Here is a 19,311-nt window from a genome sequence, read left to right on the forward strand (position 1 = left end):
GTGCCTATTAAGGCAAGCAGATACCATGACAGATATGCCAACTGAATCCCTGAAAGCGTTAGCCCAAAAGATCAAAATTTGGGCAAAGGAACTTGGCTTTCAGCAATGTGGAATTACCGACTGCGATTTAAGCCAAGAACAAGCGCATTACGAACAATGGCTTAGCAACGGCTTCCATGGAGAGATGGCATATCTAGAGAACCATTTAGATAAACGTTTCTCTGCTAATAGTTTAGTACCCGAAGCGCAACGTATCATCTGCGTTCGCATGGATTATCTGCCACCCGACACTAAGATCACAAAGATCCTCGACGATAACAATAAAGCTTATGTATCGCGCTACACTTTAGGCCGAGATTATCACAAACTGATTAGAAAACGTTTGACCCAGCTCGGCAAAAGAATTGAGCAAGAGGTCGGCAAATCGGTCTACCGAGCGTTCGTAGATAGCGCTCCCATTTTGGAAAGGCCTCTCGCGGAAAAAGCTGGTATTGGTTGGCGTGGCAAACACACCCTAATTCTAAACCGTGAAGCTGGCTCCCTATTCTTTCTTGGCGAGCTTTTGATCGACCTGCCATTGCCAATAGATGAACCCGTTACAGAAGATCATTGTGGTAAATGCACAGCTTGCTTGGACGTATGTCCAACCAAGGCGTTTCCGCAACCGCATGTTTTGGACGCACGCCGATGCATCTCCTATCTCACCATTGAGCTAAGCGGCTCAATTCCTGAAGAGTTGCGCCCTCTGATGGGCAACAGGATCTTTGGCTGTGATGATTGCCAGTTAATTTGCCCTTGGAATCGTTTTTCGGATTTCACCCAAGAAAATGACTTCCACCCCCGACAAAGATTAGATGACATAGAGTTAGCTACTCTGTTCGCATGGTCAGAAGATGAGTTTTTGAAAAAAACCGAAGGTTCGGCAATCAGAAGAACAGGACATATTGGCTGGCTGAGAAACATTGCAGTGGCGTTGGGAAACAGCAACGGCGGCACTACAGTGATTGAAGCTTTAGAAAGTAAACGTACTCACGAATCTGATATCGTTCGAGAGCACGTTGAGTGGGCCCTAAAGCAACTAGAAAGTAGAACTACTGCAAAGATTCTTCCTATTCAGACCCACCCTCGCCGAAAGAAAATTCAATTTTAATCCAGCTTAATAAAGTGCTCGCGGTAGTATTTAAGCTCTTCAATTGAGTCTTTGATATCGTCTAGCGCCAGATGAGACCCTTTTTTCACAACGCCTTTGGCGACTTCTGGCTTCCAACGTTTCGCCAGCTCTTTTAAAGAGCTCACATCAAGATTGCGGTAATGGAAGAATGCCTCTAGCTCAGGCATATACTTATTCAAAAAGCGGCGGTCCTGACCAATGCTATTTCCACACATTGGTGATGCGCCTGCTTCCAGATACTGCTTTAAAAATTCAATTGTCTGCGCTTCCGCCTGCGCTTCAGTTACCTGGCTATCTTTAACGCGCTGAGTAAGGCCAGATTTACCATGCTGATTGGTACACCACTCATCCATACCATCCAAAAGCTCATCTGATTGATGAATTGCTAGCATTGGACCTTCAGCTAAGATGTTCAGATCAGAATCAGTGACAATGGTTGCAATCTCGATAATGACATCTGTTTTCGGCTCCAAACCGGTCATCTCTAGATCAATCCAGATCAGATTTTCCTTACTTACCACCTTATTACCTCCAAAAATGACGTTTTCACCTACCTCTGTCACTGAATAGCGGACTTAATTCGCAGGTTCTTTGACTTTCCCTTAGAATACCCTACCTTCTAACATCTTGCTTCGATATTAATGGAGACTATTAGCATTCGCGCTTTAAAACGCTGCTAACTCATTATGGCAAAACGTAAATTAACTCGCCGTCAAAGCTGGCGCATTCAAAAAATTCAAGACGAACGCGCCGCTCGCGCATCGAAAAAGGACGCTGCGATTGAACAGCAATTGGATAGCAGCGACCTTGGCCCAGAGCAACATGGTTTAATTATCTCCCATTTCGGCCGCACCGTTGATGTCGAGGCGAAAGAAGGTGACAACCAGGGAGAGATCATTCGTTGTCATATGCGTACTAACTTAGGGCAACTTGTTACCGGCGATAGAGTTATCTGGCGTGAAGGCAAAGATACTGGGGTGGTTGTAGCGAAACTCGAGCGCAAAAGTGAATTACTCCGCCCTAACCCTTATGGCGATATGAAACCCGTTGCCGCCAATATTGATTTTATAGTTATCACCGTCGCAGTAGAACCAACACCCTATGCCAATTTGATTGATCGCTACTTAGTGGCAGCAGAATTAAGCGGGATAGAACCGGTTATTTTGTTAAATAAAACCGATCTATTAAATAACGACAATCGCGTCGAGATTGACGCAATGCTGCAACGTTACAGAGATATCGGTTATACCGTCCTTCTTGCCTCAAGCTCCAGCGAAGAAGGCTTAGCAGATCTGAAGAGCTATCTCGACAATCGAATCAGCGTATTCGTTGGTCAATCCGGTGTCGGTAAATCCTCTTTAATCAATGTGTTGCTGCCTGGTGTAGATTTAAAAGTAGGCTCACTCTCAACTCAAACAAAAAAAGGCCGACACACTACTACAACAGCACGATTATTCCACTTCCCAGATGGCGGTGACTTGATCGATTCTCCTGGGATTAGGGAGTTTGGTTTGTGGCATATTGAGCCTGATGATGTTATCAATGGTTTCAAAGAGTTACAGCCTTTAGCTGGGTCGTGCCGTTTTCGCGATTGTAAACATGAAAAAGAACCTGGCTGTGCACTAAAGTCGGCTGTTGAAGATGGTACTATCAGCGAATACCGTTGGAAGAGCTACAAACATATTCTTAGTTCTATTGAAGAGCAAAATAGTTAAATTTGGTCCATAGTTTCAATATTGGAATCAGGCGGAGAACAGATGTCAGAGTCCCCATACGGAGTGGAGAGTTGGGTTGAATACCTGAAAGATCGCCCATTACCTGTCAGAAACAGTGTTCTTCGTCGTCTGCAAAAACAGTTACGAGACCCCAACGTCACCCTTCAAACTCTTAACCGAATCATTAAATCAGATCCGGTTTTGTGTCTACATATGGTCAGAAAGGCATCTGAATTACATAACCAAGTCGATTCAAAAGTAACCAGCATTGACCACGCCATAAGCTCACTAGGCCTAGATAATATTGATGCGGTTTTAAAAGGAACAACAGCACTCAAACTAAACCCATCTAGCGTTGCTCAAAAGATGTACTTCCGTTACATCGCCATAAGCCATCATGCAGCAACCCAAGCCTCAAATTGGCTCGAAATACGTCGTGCTCCTTTCATTGAAGAAACACACTTAGCAGCACTCTTTTACGGTGTAGGTCATTGGATGCTTTGGCAACATGCAGCTCTACATATGAGTGCGATCCAAGTTAAACTCAGAGAAGAACGAACTGATGTTGTTCTCGCAGAAACAGATGTACTTGGTTGCACCATACAAGAGATATCGCATGGTTTAATCGAGCACTGGGGAATCTCTGAACTAGCTTCAATCAGCCTTGAACATGAAACATCCCCAAATAAAAAGACCTTAGCTCAATTGCATCAAAGAGCATTGGGTGACCCTCGACTAAGCGATGAAGATCTCCGCGAGATAAATCATCTGGTACAAGAAAAGTTCTTTCCTGTAAAACTTGCAAACTGGATCGCCTTAACCGCCAACCTAGGTTGGCAACAAACCAAGACCATGAAGATAATTGATATTGTTAACGATTATCTAAAAGGCGAAATTGCAGATACGATCAACATGCTGCATAAAAACTGCGCCCGCGCATCCACTATGTACCATGTAGCAGGCACTCTAGCACCCGCTGCCGAAATGATCATGCTTCCCTCAGATAAACAAATTAATTACCGTTTATCTGATAGAGAAAGCCAAATACTGGCGGCAAGCCAGCCTGAAGTAACCAAGCCACAAATTGTGATTCCGGCGCCAACACTGGAACCTGAAGAGGCCACTGAGCCTGAAATAAGCCTGCCTGTTAAACCCGATTTTCAAGATCAAAACATCTACGATCAAATCGCCGAAAGATTCCTAAAAGGTTACGACCTTTATACGCAACCCAAGCATATCCTTCAGGGACTAATTCAAGGCACGAACCGTGGATTAGGTTTTGAGCGAGTGTGTATGTTTTTAGTCAACCCAAAGACAAACAGCATGAAGACCGCTTTTGCCGTTGGGTTTGAAGACACTCACCCGATGTCGACGTTTCAATATGATTTGGAAATACCTAGCTTATTTAAAAAACTGAGAGAGAAACCTGGGTGCATTTGGGTGAAGCCTGAAAACATCGACAAAATGAATCCAATGCTGCCGGAGGTCTACCGTAGTTGGGGTAATCCAAATGGGTTCTTACTGATGTCGTTATTCTTTGGAAAAAAACCTATTGCGATTATCCATGTAGATTATGGTAGTCAGGGGCCTGAAATCAGTGATTTCCACCACGAGCGATTCCGCTACCTCTGTTCAGCAGCAACTCTTAGCCTGAAAAAAATGCTTAAGTAAGACTGGTATCTCAACACGCTTGAAATAAGTCGTAATAGTCCCAATATTGTCTTTGACCAGCCCTTTCTTTTGGAGTGATTGAATGAATTTACCTTTAAGTGTTGAGGTGCAAACTTTACACCAGCATCTCGACGATCCACAGGTACTGGTAATTGACCTATCCAGTGAAGAAAACTATCTAGCTGGGCATATTCCAGGTGCCATTCACCTAGCATCAAGCCGTCTGCTAAATGGTGAGAAGCCAGTTCCTAATACAATTCCAACCAAAGAAAAATTAGCGGCTCTCTACAATGAGTTAGGTATCACAGCTGATACATGGGTTGTTGCGTACGATGATCAAAAAGGGCCTTGGGCTGGCCGCTTCATGTGGACACTAAACATATTAGGCCACCAAAACTGTTCCATTTTAAATGGCCAATTCGACGCTTGGAAACAAGCAGGCTTGGCAATTGAACAGCAAAAGAACCAAGCTTCACCAAGTAATCACGAGATCAACTATGATGACTCCCTGCTTGCTGATGCGGATTTTATTCTTTCACACTTGGATGATGCTAACTTCACCATCTGGGATGCACGCAGTGCAGCAGAATACAGCGGCGAAAAGGTCATCAATGCTCAAAAAGGCGGCCATATTCCCGGTGCTAAACATTTCGAATGGACTGACTGCTTGATCAGTGATTCCGATCTTCGCCTAAAACCCAAAGAGGAATTGTTATCCTTACTAGCAGATGCAGGGATTAATCCTGAAAACACGATTATTACCCACTGCCAAACTCACCGCCGCTCAGGTCTAACTTACTGGGTTGCTAAACACCTCGGATTTGAAGACATTCGCTGCTACGACGGCTCGTGGTTCGAATGGGGTAATCTTCCAAACACTCCTGTGGAGAAATAATGAAAAGCTTTACTGACCGTCTGTTTATTTTATTTCAACATATCGTGCCTCAGCATTTGTTATCACGCTTGGTAGGCAAGATTGCAGACTGCCAAACTCCTTGGGTAAAAAACACATTTATCAAATGGTTCGCCAAGAAGTATCAGATCAACATGACGGAAGCTCGTGAAGAGATTCCAACCAACTACCCTAGTTTCAATGCTTTCTTTACCCGTGAATTAAAAGACGGCGCGCGCACGATCGATACAGATTCAACACATATTGTGAGTCCAGCAGATGGCGCAATTAGCCAATTAGGGAAAATTGAGCATGGTCGTATCTTTCAAGCAAAAGGCCGTGGTTATGGTTTAGCAACGCTATTAGGTGGCGATCAAGAAAGAGCAAAAGATTTTATTGATGGTGAGTTTGCGACTATCTATCTCTCCCCTAGGGATTATCATCGAGTTCACATGCCTGTTAAGGGTACGCTAACTCATACCACTTATGTTCCTGGCGATCTGTTTTCAGTAAACCAGACAACAGCAGAAGGCGTTGATCAATTATTTGCCCGCAATGAGCGCTTAGTTGCCTACTTCGACACAGAATACGGCCCTATGGCGATGGTGTTAGTCGGCGCAATGATTGTGGCTGGCATTGAGACAGTTTGGTCAGGACAAGAAGCGCCTGCACTAAAACGCCCCGTTCACACAAGTTTCAGCCCAACCTCTCCTGAACCAATTACTTTAGAGAAAGGCGAAGAGATGGGGCGCTTTAAACTCGGTTCAACTGTTGTATTACTATTTGGCAAAGACCAGATCTCTTGGGCAGAAGAGCTCGCCGCAGAAAGCCCTGTTGAACTTGGCAAAATGATAGCGAAGAAAATCGACGCTTAAACATCCTCTTTTGTATTTGTGCACCTAGCTTCCTCACTTCAACTGACCAAGGTGCACCACAAAGGTTAGTCAGAAGGATCGATCTCATTCTGAATAACCATAAACTTTGTCTGCTGTCCTCAGTTTGTATTTAGCATACACTAGGAGTGTAGAGTCACAGTCTAGGTATTAATGTACGATGAGCAATCTGATTGAATTATTAAAAGATAAAGATATTCAACTCAATACTGACAACACAGCTGTACTCAGTACAACCCCCAAAACAACCCAAATCATCCCACTGCTACATCAACGCGTTCTATCTATAGCAGGTCCGGATACAGAAAAATTCCTTCAAGGTCAGCTGACCTGCGATGTTTCAGAAGTATTCGTGCGAGGCAGCGCTCTCGGGGCTCACTGCAATATCAAAGGCCATATGCTGAGCCTATTCCGTATGCTTAAACAAGGCGAAGATCACGTTTGGTTGCGCATGAGCCACGATATTTTTGAAAGTGCCAGCAATAACTTGAAAAAGTATATGATCTTTTCCAAAGCAGAAGCGGAAGATATTAGCACCCAAGTAAGTGGCATTGGCCTAACTGGTCCTGGCGCACAAGCACTTATTGAGCAGCTATTTGAACAGTCTCCAACCGAAGACGATAGCATTATCAGCCTAAGTAACGGCGTTGTTGTTCGTGTACCTGGCAACCGCTACGAAATTTGGATGGAAAATAGCGGTCTAGTAGAACTAATTCAAAATCTGCCAGACGAAGTAGGCATTGGTTCAACCGATACCTGGATACTCAGCGAAATAGACGCTGCAATCCCTGACCTTCGCGCAGAAACACAAGAAGCCTTCATTCCTCAAATGACTAACTTCCAAGCATTGGGCGGCGTTAGCTTCCGCAAGGGCTGCTATACAGGACAAGAGATCATTACCCGTCTACAACATCGCGGACAACTCAAAAAGCCGATGTACATTGCTGAAATCACAGCTAATCAGCAACCAAAACCAGGCCAGGAAGTGAGCAGCCCAGACAAGCCAAAAGCAGGCCAAGTAGTGATTGCTGCACCTTGTGGCGAAAACCGTTACCGCGTACTGGCCGTATTAGTTAAAACCCTAGCCGAAAAAGGCGATCTACAAATTGGAGATGCAAAGCTAGAGCTAGCTTCACTTCCTTACGAGCTAGACCCCAAACTATTTGAGCCAAAATAAAACTGAACAAATAGAGCACAACTGTTGACCCAGAAAGCAATAAACGAGACACTCCCTTACAACTTTCGTAAAAGGCCTAGGGAGAGGCTCAAGGATGACAACTTCGGCACCAACCAGCCCGAGAGTACCATTATTGCTTACTGGTGCAACGGCCACCCTGTGCCTACTCCTTCTCTTATATATTCACCTTAGCGCTCAAAGCACACTTCAAAAATACATCCCGTGGCTTGATGCCTCTATGGAGATCAAACTTGAGGTGGCGCAAGCTCACCTATGGTTTGAAGAGATATCTGCAGGCGATTCTACTGTATCAATAGGAACGGTATACACCCATCTAGATCAAGCAATATGGTACGCAAACGCGATTTTAGATGGAGGAACCCTCAATCAAAATATCTACCAACCCCTAGAGTACAAAGAGCTTCGACAGCAAGCTAATCGGCTTGTTTATAGACTAGAGAAACTCCGTAAGTCTATAGATCAAAGATATTTCAACCTCGAAGCTGCACATGCTGGAACAGAGGAAGAACAACGCCAAGATAAGATTTTCATAGAGATTATTCAGAAAGCTAATGCTCTAGAAAGCTCTCTCACAATGCGCATTAGTTATGAAGATACGGCTCAAAACTCCTTGCTTGCTCTACTACTCTTAGCCATTGTAACCATGACCTTAATATCTGGCTATTCAGTTCACCGCTTTACTGATAGCCGAACTCGTTATATGCAAAAGTTAGCTTTAGCTAACACCCAGATATCCGAGCAAAATAGACGCCTACAAGAGCTAGCCCATACTGATCAGCTAACCGGCCTACCCAATCGAAAAATGCTTGAAGCCATTACAAAACAAGCAATCAGTCGAGCGCAAAGAAAACAAAGCGCTCTATCCCTGACTTTTATCGATCTAGATTTCTTCAAACCTATTAATGACGAGTACGGCCATAACGTTGGGGACAAAGTTCTCACTAGCTTCACTACGGCTATTAACCAAATCCTTCGTGAAGATGATATTTTGGCCCGCCTTGCCGGCGACGAGTTTATTTTACTGATTCAAGCCGACAGCATTTTTGAAGCACAGGAAGCTTTGGATCATATTATGGAGCGTATCCATGAACGCTTAGATCATCCAATTATCGACACTCCAGCAGCACTACATATACGCTGTAGCGCAGGGACTGCGTTTGCACCGAAAGATGCAACCGATTTTGAAGGTCTATTACACTGGGCTGATATCGCCATGTATGAAAGTAAAAAGCGCGGGCGGGGTCAGCATTGCTACTTTACCCCTAGTCCGGTTACCCAGTCCGAACTACCACTTCTTCATGATGCTAGAGAGCCGGAAGCTGCCAATCGATAGGCACTTTACCCTGCTGCTGTAGATACTGATTGGTTTTACTGAAATGCTGACAGCCCAAGAATCCACGGTGAGCAGACAAAGGTGATGGATGAGGTGCTTTTAAGACAAGGTGCTTTGCCTCATCAATACAAGCTCCTTTTTTCTGCGCGTAACTTCCCCAAAGAAGAAATACAACATTATTACAATGTTGATTTACCGCTTGGATGACTTGATCGGTAAACACCTCCCAGCCTTTACCTTGATGAGCACCTGCACTGCTCTCCTCCACTGTTAGCACGCTATTGAGTAGCAAAACCCCTTGCTGAGCCCATGATTCCAAATAACCATGATCAGGTCGAGGAAGCCCTAAATCACTCTCTAGCTCTTTATAGATATTCACAAGAGAGGGCGGTACTTTGACCCCAGGCATCACCGAGAAGCACAGCCCATGAGCTTGACCAGGTTGATGGTAAGGATCCTGCCCCAAAATCACGACTTTAATATCATCCAACGGCGTCGTTTCTAAAGCATGAAACCAATTATCTGAATGAGGATAGATAATTTTATGCTGAGACATTTGCTCTTCAAGAAACTCATTCAGAGCTAGCATATAAGGCTGCTTAAACTGTTCAGCAAGAACAGCCTGCCAACTTGAAGCATTCTCTAATGCCGTACGCATTTCAACCACCACAATTTTTAACTTCGTTAGAACTTAACGCAACAGGCTCTGTTATGACTCTACGATGCCAGATGGAATAGTACCGTAACTTTCCAGGAGCGTGAGAAACAATGCCAGAGATAATAATGGCTAGAAAATAGATATAGGCATTTGGCTGCTCAAACCACCAAAAAACTGTGGATAGCAGCAGCAACTTAATGCCAATAGCTGTGCCTCTGAGCTGTATCAACCAAATACCATCCCCATACACTTCCATAGCGGCCATCAGAAAACCACTAACAAGGGTCATAAGCAAATAAGGATACCAACTACTCTCTGGCTGCTGGAAAAGATAGGCTCCAGCCAAACCAGCAATACCAACGAGATGAATCGTTCGCAAACTTATACCCAACCAGCGCTTAGCTGGTATAGAGCGCTTTTCTGTTGGGAATAACCAGTTCATCGCCACAGTATCTCTTCCTTTTTTACCTAACGATATAGAACAAACATAGGTTTAGCTATATACAAAAAAGCCCTCAAACGAGGGCTTTAGTATGAAAACGGTTCTAACCTTAGCCGCGCGGACGCATTGCAGGGAATAGGATCACGTCACGAATAGATGGAGAGTCAGTAAACAACATTACCAAACGATCGATGCCAATACCTTCACCAGCCGTTGGTGGTAGGCCGTACTCCAACGCGTTGATGTAGTCACCATCGTAGTGCATCGCTTCATCATCACCCGCATCTTTTTCAGCTACTTGCGCACGGAAACGCTCAGCTTGGTCTTCGGAGTCATTCAACTCCGAGAAGCCATTAGCAAGCTCACGACCGCCTACGAAAAACTCGAAACGATCAGTAATGAAAGGATTTGCATCGTTACGACGTGCAAGCGGAGACACTTCTGCTGGGTATTCAGTGATGAATGTAGGCTGATCCAAACGGTGCTCTACAGTCTTTTCGAAGATCTCAATCTGAACCTTACCTAGGCCCCAACTATCTTTAACATCGATGTCCATGCGCTGTGCAATCTGACGAGCAGCAGTTTCATCTGCTAGCGCTTCAGCAGTAATGTCATCGTTGTAGTGCAGGATAGAATCGAACACGCTGATACGACGGAATGGCTTTTCTAGATCGTATTCAAATGTTTCCAGCACTTCACCTTCATCGTTACGTACTGTATTGATGATTGTTGTTGTACCCAAAACATCCTGCGCAACAGTACGCAGCATATCTTCTGTTAGGTCCATCAGATCATTGTAATCCGCATACGCCTGATAGAACTCGATCATTGTAAATTCAGGGTTGTGACGCGTAGAAAGGCCTTCGTTACGGAAGTTACGGTTGATCTCGAATACACGCTCAAAGCCACCGACAACCAAACGCTTCAGATATAGCTCAGGTGCAATACGCAGATACATATCACGATCTAGCGCGTTGTGATGCGTGATAAATGGACGTGCTGTCGCACCACCTGGAATCACCTGCAACATAGGCGTTTCTGCTTCGATAAAGCGACGCTCAGTTAGGTAGTTACGGATACCAGAAACAATCTTAGAACGTGTTTCAAATACCTTACGAGAATCTTCGTTAGTGATCAGGTCGACATAACGCTGACGGTAACGGATCTCAGTGTCCTGAAGACCTTTGTGCTTATCAGGCAACGGACGCAAGTTTTTCGTTAGCAACTGGTATTCGCCCATATCTACATATAGATCGCCTTTACCAGACTTATGCAGCTCACCTGTGATACCTACGATATCACCAAGGTCCAAGCTTTTAGCAAACTTACGTGCTTCTTTGTTTACGTAAAACTGGATACGACCTGTCATATCCTGAATAACACCAAAAGCACCACGGTTTAGCATTACACGACCCGCAATGCTCACCTTGATGCCTGCTTCAGCCAACTCTTCCTTCGATTTATCGCCGTACTGAGCCTGAAGGTCTTCAGCATAGCTATCGCGACGGAAGTTATTTGGGAATGCATTACCTTCATCACGTAGCGCGTTTAGCTTTTCACGGCGCTCCGCAATCAGGCGGTTTTCATCTTGCTTCTGAGTGTTATCAGACATCGGTGTGGTAAACCTTTAAGTTAATAAATTCTTTACAGGCCAGCTTTAAGGCTAGCTTCGATAAATAGATCCAGATCGCCGTCCAGTACTTTGTCACAGTTTGAACTCTGAACGTTTGTACGCAGATCTTTAATGCGCTGATCATCCAACACATAAGAACGAATCTGGCTGCCCCAGCCAATATCCGCTTTATTATCTTCTTGCTCCTGCGCCGCTTCTGAACGCTTAAGCATCTCAACTTCATATAGCTTAGCGCGAAGCTGTTTCATACAGGTGTCTTTGTTCTGGTGCTGAGAACGCTGCGCCTGACTCTGCACCACAATGCCGGAAGGTTCGTGCGTAATACGTACTGCAGATTCTGTACGGTTGACGTGCTGACCGCCAGCACCCGATGCACGGTATACATCGACACGTAGATCTGCTGGATTGATCTCAATTTCAACGTTGTCATCAATCTCTGGAGATACAAATACGGAAGAGAAAGATGTGTGACGACGACCACCGGAATCGAATGGTGATTTACGTACTAGACGGTGAACACCGGTTTCGGTGCGTAACCAACCAAAAGCGTATTCGCCTTGGAAACTAATCGTCGCAGACTTAATACCCGCAACATCGCCCGCAGAACATTCCAAAAGCTCAGTTTTGAAGCCTTTATCCTCGCCCCAACGCAGGTACATACGCAGCATCATTTCAGCCCAATCTTGAGCCTCAGTACCGCCAGAACCCGCTTGGATATCTAGGAAGGCGTTATTTGGATCGGCTTCACCAGAGAACATACGACGGAATTCAAGCGTCTGCAGTTTATCCAGCATGCTATTAACATCACTTTCGACTTCTGCGACTGTATCTTCGTCATCTTCTTCAACAGCCATATCTAACAGATCACGTGTATCATCAACACCCGCTGTCAGTTCGTCGATTGTGTTTACCACAGCTTCAAGCGTAGAACGCTCTTTACCCAATTGCTGCGCATTTTCTGGATTATCCCAAACTGCAGGGTCTTCCAGTTCACGAGTGACCTCTTCCAGGCGTTCTTTTTTGCCTTCGTAATCAAGAAAGCCACGAAGCGCTTCAGTACGCACTGTAATATCTTTGAGGTTGTTAAGAATCGGGTTAATTTCCATGGTATAGAATCTATAGCCGGCAGTTTAAAAAAGGGCGATATTTTACCGAAAATCAGCACATAACACTACTTGTTTAGGCTGAATTGTTAACACAGATTTGATAACAGCGGTAAGACTAGAGTTCGAACTCTTTGCTGATTTGCTGGCACCAAGTGGCAACACGCTCTTCAGTTTCTGAACGCTGGCAATCTTCATCAATCGCAAGGCCGACAAACTGATTATGATCTGGTGTTAGCGCTTTAGACGCTTCAAAGTTATAACCCTCAACAGGCCAATAACCAACCATCTGGGCACCTTTACTCTGCAATCGTTCGTGTAAAAGTCCCATCGCATCTAAAAACCACTCGCTGTAGCCAATCTGGTCACCCAAGCCAAACAGGGCACAGCTTTTACCTGCAACCGCTACGGCATCCAACTGTTCCCATAGGTCTGCCCAATCCTCCTGCAGCTCACCAAAGTCCCAAGTAGAGATTCCAAGGATAAGATGTTCATATTCAGACACGCTCTCAATACCGTCAGCAGCAATATCGATACGATGGACTTTATCTTGACCAAGGTGTTCTGTAATTAGCTCTGCTACGCTTTCAGTATTCCCCGTAGTGGAGCCATAAAACAAACCGATTGAAGCACTCATTTTTCTTTCCAGATAAAACAAAAAAAGCAGCCCTAGGCTGCTTTTTAGGTGGTTTAAAATTACTTATTAAAAGCGTCGAATGTATGCTGAGCTACATCTTCAATTTCTGTGCGAGCATCTTGTAACGCTTTCATATTCTGTTCGCTTGCCGCTTTGAGTGTGTCTTCCAATTCTTTCGCATAGCTACGTTGTAGCTCCATCAAATCACTTGGTGACTGACACTTTTGCATCTCTTTTGTCTGCTGAATAGTCGCTTCAATACAAGACTTTGTGCATTCCATCTGCTGGCGAGTAAGCTCTTCAAGCATCTTGGTTTGAATATTGACCAACTCTTTGAACGGACCCATCGAATCCGAGATCTTTTTATTCATATCTTGAAACATAAACACCTTCCCTATCTCGCCAGAGAAACAACCGTACGCACACAATACCCAGAACAGAACGTAGGACTTCTGTTATATCTATCCTTATAATAAAGCACTGTAAAGATATAATGGCAAAACTTATATCTCCCATCATACCAAAGATAAATAAAAAGGATGCTGAATTATGCGCCTTTTACACACCATGTTGCGTGTTACTGATTTACAGCAATCTATTGAGTTTTATACACAGCTAATGGGTATGAAACTGTTACGCAGTAAAGACTATCCTGACGGCCGCTTTACCTTAGCTTTTTTAGGCTATGGCGATGAATCTGAGCACACCGCACTTGAGCTCACCCATAACTGGGATACTGATCAATACGAACTCGGTAATGCGTTTGGTCACTTAGCCATTGAAGTTGAAGATGTATACACCGCGTGCGATGCAATAACAGCCAAAGGCGGTGAAGTGGTTCGCCCTGCCGGACCGATGAAACACGGTTCAACAATCTTAGCCTTTGTAAAAGATCCTGACGGTTATATGATCGAACTTTTAGGGACGAAGAGAACAGACTAAAGCAAACCTAGGTATCTAGGCCTGCTTTAAAGAAAGGAATGATGGATGTGCTTTAACCTGCATCCATCATAAATTGATCAATATCAGACAGCTCCGATCCAGCTTTTTTAGATTCAGGTTTCGACTGCTGAACAGGTGCTTGTATAAAACGGTTCTCTGCAGGGGCTGGATCAGGGAATCCGTCATTATACTGTTGATAAAAACGGTTATTACCACGTTGCAACTCTTGGCTCTCTGAAGGTGAATTTAGAATTCTAGGAGTAATCAATAAGACCATCTCTGTCTCTTCATCGCTTTCGATCGTCGACTTAAAGATATTCCCCACAACAGGCACTTCACCAAGTAACGGGACCTTGCGTTCATTTCTAGTTCTAGTAGTACGAATTAAGCCACCTACAGCAACTGTGAGACCATTCTTAGCTGCAACGATACCTTTTAGGCGAGAGGTATTAACTGTATCAATCGCTAAATTCACAACATTACCATTACCATCAGGTACAGGAATTGTGCCACCCCCAGGATTCAGGGTGGAGCTTTCTTGTTGTAGTTCCAGTAGCACCGTACCATCTGAATTAATACGTGGAGTAATTTTTAAAGAGATACCGATCTCCTCTAACTCAGTATCTGTTTCTATATAAGAAGGAGATACAACTACCCCATTATCAATCTGAGCAGGATTAAAGGTAAACCCACGTGTCAGTACACTTTCTTCACCAATAAATAGATCCGCTTCTCGGTGATTAGAAGCTAATACCATCGGATTTGATAACACTTTTAAGCGCTTATTTTCATCAAGAAATTCAATATTTGCTTTAAGCTTATCGTTAAGGAATTCATAGATAAAACTGCCGCTATTAAGCAAAGCATTATTACCCAATTTGAGAGGAACTGTAGATTGATTCCCACCTTGAGGCGCTAACTCAAAGTTAAAGATAGAGTTAAAGTCATCACCTAAAGTTATGCTCAAAATTTTCATCTCTAGCATTACTTGAGGTACTGGAATATCCATCTTATCCACCAACTGTTTGATGGAATTAATAATCTTGCTGTCATCAGTACGCACAATAATCATATTATGCTCATTGTTCACTGTGACATAGATTGGCTGCGCTTTAAGGGTTACGGCCTGCATAGCAGCCGGATCTATCGATAAAGCATTAGTGTTTCCTTGCAGCAATTGCTCAAGCTGCCCAAGAGACAGTTTCTTAGCTTCTTCAGTAGCTGCAGATGTTTGAAGGTTACTGTTCTTAGAAGATGATCTTGAACTACCTGAAAACTTAGTTTTACCAGGCTCTTCGCCTAAAGAAAGCTCTACACGATCACCATAAAGATCTTCAATTGCCTGAGCGACGATACGGACATTGGCATTGAGTAAGCGAAATACTTCGATACGCTGACTTTCACGAACAACCAAGTCCTTTGCATACTCTTCCCGAGTCATAATCCGGTAAGTATTTGTATCTTGATCATAGCGATACCATAGATCACTGATACGACTTATCGACTTAATAGCATCAATATCTGACACATTTTTTAGATGTATGGTCACTCGTTTATTGATAGCACCAGGGGTTGCAATAATATTACTCTGCGATAACTCCGATAGCGTGCGAATAACATCTCTCAACTGAGTATCCGCAAACTCCAATTCCGAAATAACTGCAGCAGAAACTGTTAACGGATTTAATAAAGCCAGTATTAGGGCAATTCTTCCAAAACCTTTCATCGTAATACCTTCATCTGCCCTAAAGTGCCTGTTTCTACAGTAATACTTAAACGGGATATTTTTGTAATTCTGATTGCTTGGCGCGGGTTAGCGGGATCTACATTAATCTCATCCCCCTCTTTAACTAAGTGCACCCGATTACCAGCAATCTGCAATAAAGCCATTGGACTGGAATCACCTCGATCTATATAGCCCTTGAAGAGCAATTTAGGAACTTTTACCTCACCTGGTGTCCTACGGAAGCCTTGTCCGAAGCTATTAACCAGCCCGCCCAGAATTCCATTTTTATCACTCCGCTGCGATGTTTGAGGTTCGCTAAATGGATCACGCATAATAATTACGCCAGAACCTGCGCCGACATTAACATGAGTAGCTTTAACCATTTCCGCTACAACAGCCGTCGGGTTCGCCATAATTAAAAACATCAGTAATATTATTTTTTTCATCATCAATTAACCTGACACCGCAAACATCGATTTGAAGAATCCGTAATACACATAACCGACAATGCCGCCAATCAGTAGAATGGCTACCGGCTCCATAGCTGTTGCTATGGCCTTAGTGATCATGCGCACACGCTCTTCATAAAATGTACCGGCATCCTTCATCACCGATACCATGCTACCTGTTCTTTCACCGACTAAAGTCATCTCTTGAATAAGCCCTTCGATATGAGGCTTACGGAAGCTTTTCCCCATATCAGCCCCCTGAAGAATCTCTTCTGATGCATCCGCAATATCTTTTGCTATCACCTTGTTATTGATCAATTTACTAATGATCTCTAAGGACTGAACTACTGATATGCCACTTTGCAACATACTGGATAATCCCCAAGTAATTTGCGACATAGAACTTGCAGAGATCATATTACCCACCAGAGGAACTTTTAGGAGCAAGTAATCGATATAAAAGCGCCCTTTCTTACGGGAATACGTCAAAATAATTCCGATCAAAATGAGTAAGATCCCTACCAATACATGCGCCCAATACTGTTGGATAAAGTTAGAGATACCCATCATCTGAATCATCTCTGGCGGAGGCGTTCTACCCGTTTTTTCAAAGAAAGCGGCAAACTTAGGAATAACCGTCGACATCAAAAAGATAAACACCCCAACAGTCATAAACAGCACCACCACCGGGTATGTCATGGTAGAGATAAGTTGGGTTTTGATATCAGCTTGGCGCTCCATAAAATCAGCAATACGTACTAGAGCAGGTTCCAACTCACCGCTGGCTTCAGCACTGCGCAGCATATGCAGCGCTAGTGGTGAAAAAACCGACTCATACTTCTCCATAGATTGAGAGAACGACTGACCCGCACTGATCTGGTCATTAATATCCAGAATAATTTCGCGCATTCTGCCACGCTGAATACCGCCTAAAATATTCAGCGCCTCAGTCACGGAGAGCCCCGAACGAAACATCAATGCTAACTGACGGAAAAAGAATATTTTTTGGTTGGTCTTAACAGGTAACAGACAAAGCAACTGCTCAAAGGCATCTTGTTTCGGTTTATCTGCAGCACCACTTCCAGCATTCTCTTGAATACTGCTGATATAGATCCCTTTCTTTTGCAGCTTAGCAATTGCTGCATCATGATCAACGGCAGAGATAGTCCCTTCGCAGGTTTCACCCGAGGTATTCATCCCCTGATAGACGAACTTCATCCGTTAGCCTCCTCATCAAACTGATTAAGAAGACCTAAGCGGCGGAGTTCTTCCATCGAGGTTAAGCCCTGAAGTACCTTCTCGCGGCCATCATGAGCAAGACTGATATAATACTGAGCATGCTTACGTAACTGTTGTTCGTCGGCTTCTTGCGTGATTAACTCACGCAATATCTCGTCCATCCACAAGGTTTCGAATAGAGCAATACGCCCTTTAAAGCCCGTGCCATTACACAGCGAACACCCTTGAGGGTGAGAGAGCATAACTAGATCATCCGATGGTAAACCCAGCTGTTTCAATTCTGAGAAATCTGCCGGCATCTCTAACTTACAACTCTGACAAAGCTTTCTGGCCAATCGTTGCGCGACAATCCCTTGAAGGCTTGAAGCGATCATAAACGGTTCTAAACCGATATTTTTCAATCGCGTGACACTGGCAATCGCAGAATTGGTATGCAGGGTAGATAGAACCATATGGCCCGTAGTAGCAGCTTTTAGAGCAATCTCACCGGTTTCAGAGTCACGAATCTCACCGACCATAATGATATCGGGATCGTGACGAAGGAAACTTCGAAGGGCAGAAGCAAAATTCACCTTCGCATTCATCTGCACTTGAGAAACACCCTCTACCACCATCTCAACAGGATCTTCAGCAGTAAGAATATTGGTGCTTTCCGATTTTAACTCTTCAAGCGCAGCGTAGAGCGTTGTAGATTTACCGCTCCCTGTAGGCCCTGTAATCAGAACAATGCCATGAGGCTGAGCAATGACGCGGCTGAACTGCCGTAACGTTACATCAGACATCCCTAGCTGTTTCAGGGTAAACAACTGATTATCCGTGCCAAGCAAACGTAGGGTTACTCGCTCACCATGCTTAGTTGGCGCTGTCGCCACACGCATTTCAAACTCGACATTATAAGGCGTTGTATAATCAGCACCGCCATCCTGAGGCATTCTAGTTTCGGCAATATCCAGGTTAGACATAACCTTAATACGGCTAACTAAAGAGATCCCTTCCGAAAGGGTAAAACGCTTCCCATATTGCTGTAATTGGCCATCTACCCGCAATCGCACAATGTAGTAGTCAGCTAAGGGCTCGATATGAATATCGGATGCTCGATGCATATAAGCTTGATTCAACAACTCAGAAAACTCTGCAACTGCATCAAAACCTAATTCTGCATTGCTTAACTCCACATCTAAACGCAAACTACATTCAAATGCTTCTGGCTCAGCCAAGCAGAGTTTTACATCCGTCTTGAATAATCGCTGTAACTGTTTTTCGAGTGTCGGATTCTCTGGAGAATCGGTAACGACATAGATTTTATCGCTATCAACTTCACCTATATCGACAGGAAGAATACGAAACTGACGAATAAAACTTTGCGGTATATTACTCAGGCGACTTTTATCTACTTGGATCTGCGATGGTCGAAGATACTGCATACCATGCTCACTAGCATAAGCATGATAGAAGCTACTTGGCGCTATCCGCTGCTCATAACAAAGCACCGTCTTCTCATCCATTTTTAAACGGCGCGCATGTAAGCTGGCCTCTGTATGCTGGCTCTCAGTAATCAGCCCTTGCTTAATAGCAGCTTCAATTAGCCATTTATCCCTAATCGCCATAG

The 19,311-nt window shown here is 44.1% G+C and carries 19 protein-coding genes; 8 read left to right on the plus strand and 11 right to left on the minus strand.

The window, feature by feature from the left end; genetic code table 11:
- The first annotated feature begins 25 nt into the window (after window positions 1-25).
- Window positions 26-1,150 carry a tRNA epoxyqueuosine(34) reductase QueG gene (gene queG / locus ACMXYS_RS13765; RefSeq protein ID WP_415896875.1) on the plus strand — a complete coding sequence of 375 codons (1,125 nt, stop codon included), beginning with the start codon at window positions 26-28 and terminating at the stop codon, window positions 1,148-1,150.
- Here queG and orn read toward each other — a convergent pair.
- The gene (orn, locus tag ACMXYS_RS13770; RefSeq protein ID WP_415884678.1) at window positions 1,147-1,653 is read right to left on the minus strand and encodes an oligoribonuclease; all 507 of its coding nucleotides are present in this window, start codon (window positions 1,651-1,653) and stop codon (window positions 1,147-1,149) included. The genes queG and orn overlap by 4 nt on opposite strands.
- Window positions 1,654-1,857: 204 nt before the next feature.
- Here orn and rsgA point away from each other — a divergent pair, with 204 nt between their 5' ends.
- The 6 genes from rsgA to ACMXYS_RS13800 all read left to right on the plus strand — a co-directional run bounded on the left by rsgA (window position 1,858) and on the right by ACMXYS_RS13800 (window position 8,873).
- On the plus strand, window positions 1,858-2,886 hold the full coding sequence (gene rsgA / locus ACMXYS_RS13775; protein WP_415896876.1) for a small ribosomal subunit biogenesis GTPase RsgA: 1,029 nt from the start codon (window positions 1,858-1,860) through the stop codon (window positions 2,884-2,886).
- A gap of 42 nt (window positions 2,887-2,928) precedes the next feature.
- Window positions 2,929-4,557: an HDOD domain-containing protein gene (locus ACMXYS_RS13780; protein WP_415896877.1), complete on the plus strand. Its 1,629-nt coding sequence runs from the start codon at window positions 2,929-2,931 to the stop codon at window positions 4,555-4,557.
- Between the two features lie 82 nt (window positions 4,558-4,639).
- Entirely contained in the window at window positions 4,640-5,452 is an 813-nt protein-coding gene (locus ACMXYS_RS13785; RefSeq protein WP_415882239.1) for a sulfurtransferase, read from the plus strand.
- The gene (asd, locus tag ACMXYS_RS13790) at window positions 5,452-6,324 is read left to right on the plus strand and encodes an archaetidylserine decarboxylase (protein ID WP_415882240.1); all 873 of its coding nucleotides are present in this window, start codon (window positions 5,452-5,454) and stop codon (window positions 6,322-6,324) included. The genes ACMXYS_RS13785 and asd overlap by 1 nt, the downstream gene beginning before the upstream one ends.
- Before the next feature lie 178 nt (window positions 6,325-6,502).
- On the plus strand, window positions 6,503-7,519 hold the full coding sequence (locus ACMXYS_RS13795; RefSeq protein ID WP_415896878.1) for a YgfZ/GcvT domain-containing protein: 1,017 nt from the start codon (window positions 6,503-6,505) through the stop codon (window positions 7,517-7,519).
- 94 nt (window positions 7,520-7,613) lie between these two features.
- Window positions 7,614-8,873 (plus strand): GGDEF domain-containing protein, encoded by a 1,260-nt coding sequence (locus ACMXYS_RS13800; RefSeq protein ID WP_415896879.1) that lies wholly within the window; start codon window positions 7,614-7,616, stop codon window positions 8,871-8,873.
- Here ACMXYS_RS13800 and ung read toward each other — a convergent pair.
- The 6 genes from ung to ACMXYS_RS13830 form a co-directional block, all read right to left on the minus strand.
- Window positions 8,845-9,531 (minus strand): uracil-DNA glycosylase, encoded by a 687-nt coding sequence (gene ung / locus ACMXYS_RS13805; RefSeq protein WP_415896880.1) that lies wholly within the window; start codon window positions 9,529-9,531, stop codon window positions 8,845-8,847. The two genes, ACMXYS_RS13800 and ung, sit on opposite strands and share 29 nt — an antisense overlap.
- A gap of 1 nt (window position 9,532) precedes the next feature.
- Window positions 9,533-9,973 carry a hypothetical protein gene (locus tag ACMXYS_RS13810; RefSeq protein ID WP_415898258.1) on the minus strand — a complete coding sequence of 147 codons (441 nt, stop codon included), beginning with the start codon at window positions 9,971-9,973 and terminating at the stop codon, window positions 9,533-9,535.
- Between the two features lie 109 nt (window positions 9,974-10,082).
- Window positions 10,083-11,585 (minus strand): lysine--tRNA ligase, encoded by a 1,503-nt coding sequence (lysS, locus tag ACMXYS_RS13815; RefSeq protein ID WP_415896881.1) that lies wholly within the window; start codon window positions 11,583-11,585, stop codon window positions 10,083-10,085.
- Window positions 11,586-11,617: 32 nt separating this feature from the next.
- Complete coding sequence (gene prfB / locus ACMXYS_RS13820) at window positions 11,618-12,712, minus strand: peptide chain release factor 2 (RefSeq protein WP_415889130.1); 1,095 nt, start codon at window positions 12,710-12,712, stop codon at window positions 11,618-11,620.
- Window positions 12,713-12,827: 115 nt separating this feature from the next.
- Window positions 12,828-13,346, minus strand: coding sequence for a flavodoxin FldB (gene fldB, locus ACMXYS_RS13825; RefSeq protein ID WP_415882247.1), 519 nt, complete (start codon window positions 13,344-13,346; stop codon window positions 12,828-12,830).
- 59 nt (window positions 13,347-13,405) lie between these two features.
- Window positions 13,406-13,729 (minus strand): phasin family protein, encoded by a 324-nt coding sequence (locus tag ACMXYS_RS13830; RefSeq protein WP_415882248.1) that lies wholly within the window; start codon window positions 13,727-13,729, stop codon window positions 13,406-13,408.
- Between the two features lie 166 nt (window positions 13,730-13,895).
- On the opposite strand from ACMXYS_RS13830, the gene gloA reads away from it, so the two are divergent.
- The gene (gloA, locus tag ACMXYS_RS13835; RefSeq protein ID WP_415882249.1) at window positions 13,896-14,288 is read left to right on the plus strand and encodes a lactoylglutathione lyase; all 393 of its coding nucleotides are present in this window, start codon (window positions 13,896-13,898) and stop codon (window positions 14,286-14,288) included.
- A gap of 52 nt (window positions 14,289-14,340) precedes the next feature.
- On the opposite strand, the gene ACMXYS_RS13840 is transcribed toward gloA, so the two are convergent.
- From ACMXYS_RS13840 to ACMXYS_RS13855, 4 genes are read right to left on the minus strand one after another with little or no spacing between them, the layout of a single operon-like run.
- Window positions 14,341-16,014: a type II secretion system protein GspD gene (locus ACMXYS_RS13840; RefSeq protein ID WP_415896882.1), complete on the minus strand. Its 1,674-nt coding sequence runs from the start codon at window positions 16,012-16,014 to the stop codon at window positions 14,341-14,343.
- On the minus strand, window positions 16,011-16,463 hold the full coding sequence (locus ACMXYS_RS13845) for a hypothetical protein (protein WP_415882251.1): 453 nt from the start codon (window positions 16,461-16,463) through the stop codon (window positions 16,011-16,013). Before ACMXYS_RS13845 ends, ACMXYS_RS13840 begins: the two co-directional genes overlap by 4 nt.
- A gap of 3 nt (window positions 16,464-16,466) precedes the next feature.
- Window positions 16,467-17,681, minus strand: coding sequence for a type II secretion system F family protein (locus tag ACMXYS_RS13850; protein ID WP_415882252.1), 1,215 nt, complete (start codon window positions 17,679-17,681; stop codon window positions 16,467-16,469).
- Window positions 17,678-19,309, minus strand: a complete 1,632-nt coding sequence (locus ACMXYS_RS13855) for a GspE/PulE family protein (protein WP_415896883.1) — start codon at window positions 19,307-19,309, stop codon at window positions 17,678-17,680. The genes ACMXYS_RS13850 and ACMXYS_RS13855 overlap by 4 nt, the downstream gene beginning before the upstream one ends.
- Between the last annotated feature and the right edge of the window lie 2 nt (window positions 19,310-19,311).

It is taken from the genome of Neptuniibacter sp. QD57_21 (assembly GCF_047778075.1).
Taxonomy (GTDB): Bacteria; Pseudomonadota; Gammaproteobacteria; order Pseudomonadales; family Balneatricaceae; genus Neptuniibacter.

Excerpts from the sequence above, each read along its gene's own strand:
- queG (WP_415896875.1), top strand. The coding sequence starts at position 26 with ATGACAGATATGCCAACTGAATCCCTGAAAGCGTTAGCCCAAAAGATC.
- orn (WP_415884678.1), bottom strand. The coding sequence starts at position 1,653 with ATGACCGGTTTGGAGCCGAAAACAGATGTCATTATCGAGATTGCAACC.
- rsgA (WP_415896876.1), top strand. The coding sequence starts at position 1,858 with ATGGCAAAACGTAAATTAACTCGCCGTCAAAGCTGGCGCATTCAAAAA.
- ACMXYS_RS13780 (WP_415896877.1), top strand. The coding sequence starts at position 2,929 with ATGTCAGAGTCCCCATACGGAGTGGAGAGTTGGGTTGAATACCTGAAA.
- ACMXYS_RS13785 (WP_415882239.1), top strand. The coding sequence starts at position 4,640 with ATGAATTTACCTTTAAGTGTTGAGGTGCAAACTTTACACCAGCATCTC.
- asd (WP_415882240.1), top strand. The coding sequence starts at position 5,452 with ATGAAAAGCTTTACTGACCGTCTGTTTATTTTATTTCAACATATCGTG.
- ACMXYS_RS13795 (WP_415896878.1), top strand. The coding sequence starts at position 6,503 with ATGAGCAATCTGATTGAATTATTAAAAGATAAAGATATTCAACTCAAT.
- ACMXYS_RS13800 (WP_415896879.1), top strand. The coding sequence starts at position 7,614 with ATGACAACTTCGGCACCAACCAGCCCGAGAGTACCATTATTGCTTACT.
- ung (WP_415896880.1), bottom strand. The coding sequence starts at position 9,531 with ATGCGTACGGCATTAGAGAATGCTTCAAGTTGGCAGGCTGTTCTTGCT.
- ACMXYS_RS13810 (WP_415898258.1), bottom strand. The coding sequence starts at position 9,973 with ATGAACTGGTTATTCCCAACAGAAAAGCGCTCTATACCAGCTAAGCGC.
- lysS (WP_415896881.1), bottom strand. The coding sequence starts at position 11,585 with ATGTCTGATAACACTCAGAAGCAAGATGAAAACCGCCTGATTGCGGAG.
- prfB (WP_415889130.1), bottom strand. The coding sequence starts at position 12,712 with ATGGAAATTAACCCGATTCTTAACAACCTCAAAGATATTACAGTGCGT.
- fldB (WP_415882247.1), bottom strand. The coding sequence starts at position 13,346 with ATGAGTGCTTCAATCGGTTTGTTTTATGGCTCCACTACGGGGAATACT.
- ACMXYS_RS13830 (WP_415882248.1), bottom strand. The coding sequence starts at position 13,729 with ATGTTTCAAGATATGAATAAAAAGATCTCGGATTCGATGGGTCCGTTC.
- gloA (WP_415882249.1), top strand. The coding sequence starts at position 13,896 with ATGCGCCTTTTACACACCATGTTGCGTGTTACTGATTTACAGCAATCT.
- ACMXYS_RS13840 (WP_415896882.1), bottom strand. The coding sequence starts at position 16,014 with ATGAAAGGTTTTGGAAGAATTGCCCTAATACTGGCTTTATTAAATCCG.
- ACMXYS_RS13845 (WP_415882251.1), bottom strand. The coding sequence starts at position 16,463 with ATGATGAAAAAAATAATATTACTGATGTTTTTAATTATGGCGAACCCG.
- ACMXYS_RS13850 (WP_415882252.1), bottom strand. The coding sequence starts at position 17,681 with ATGAAGTTCGTCTATCAGGGGATGAATACCTCGGGTGAAACCTGCGAA.
- ACMXYS_RS13855 (WP_415896883.1), bottom strand. The coding sequence starts at position 19,309 with ATGGCGATTAGGGATAAATGGCTAATTGAAGCTGCTATTAAGCAAGGG.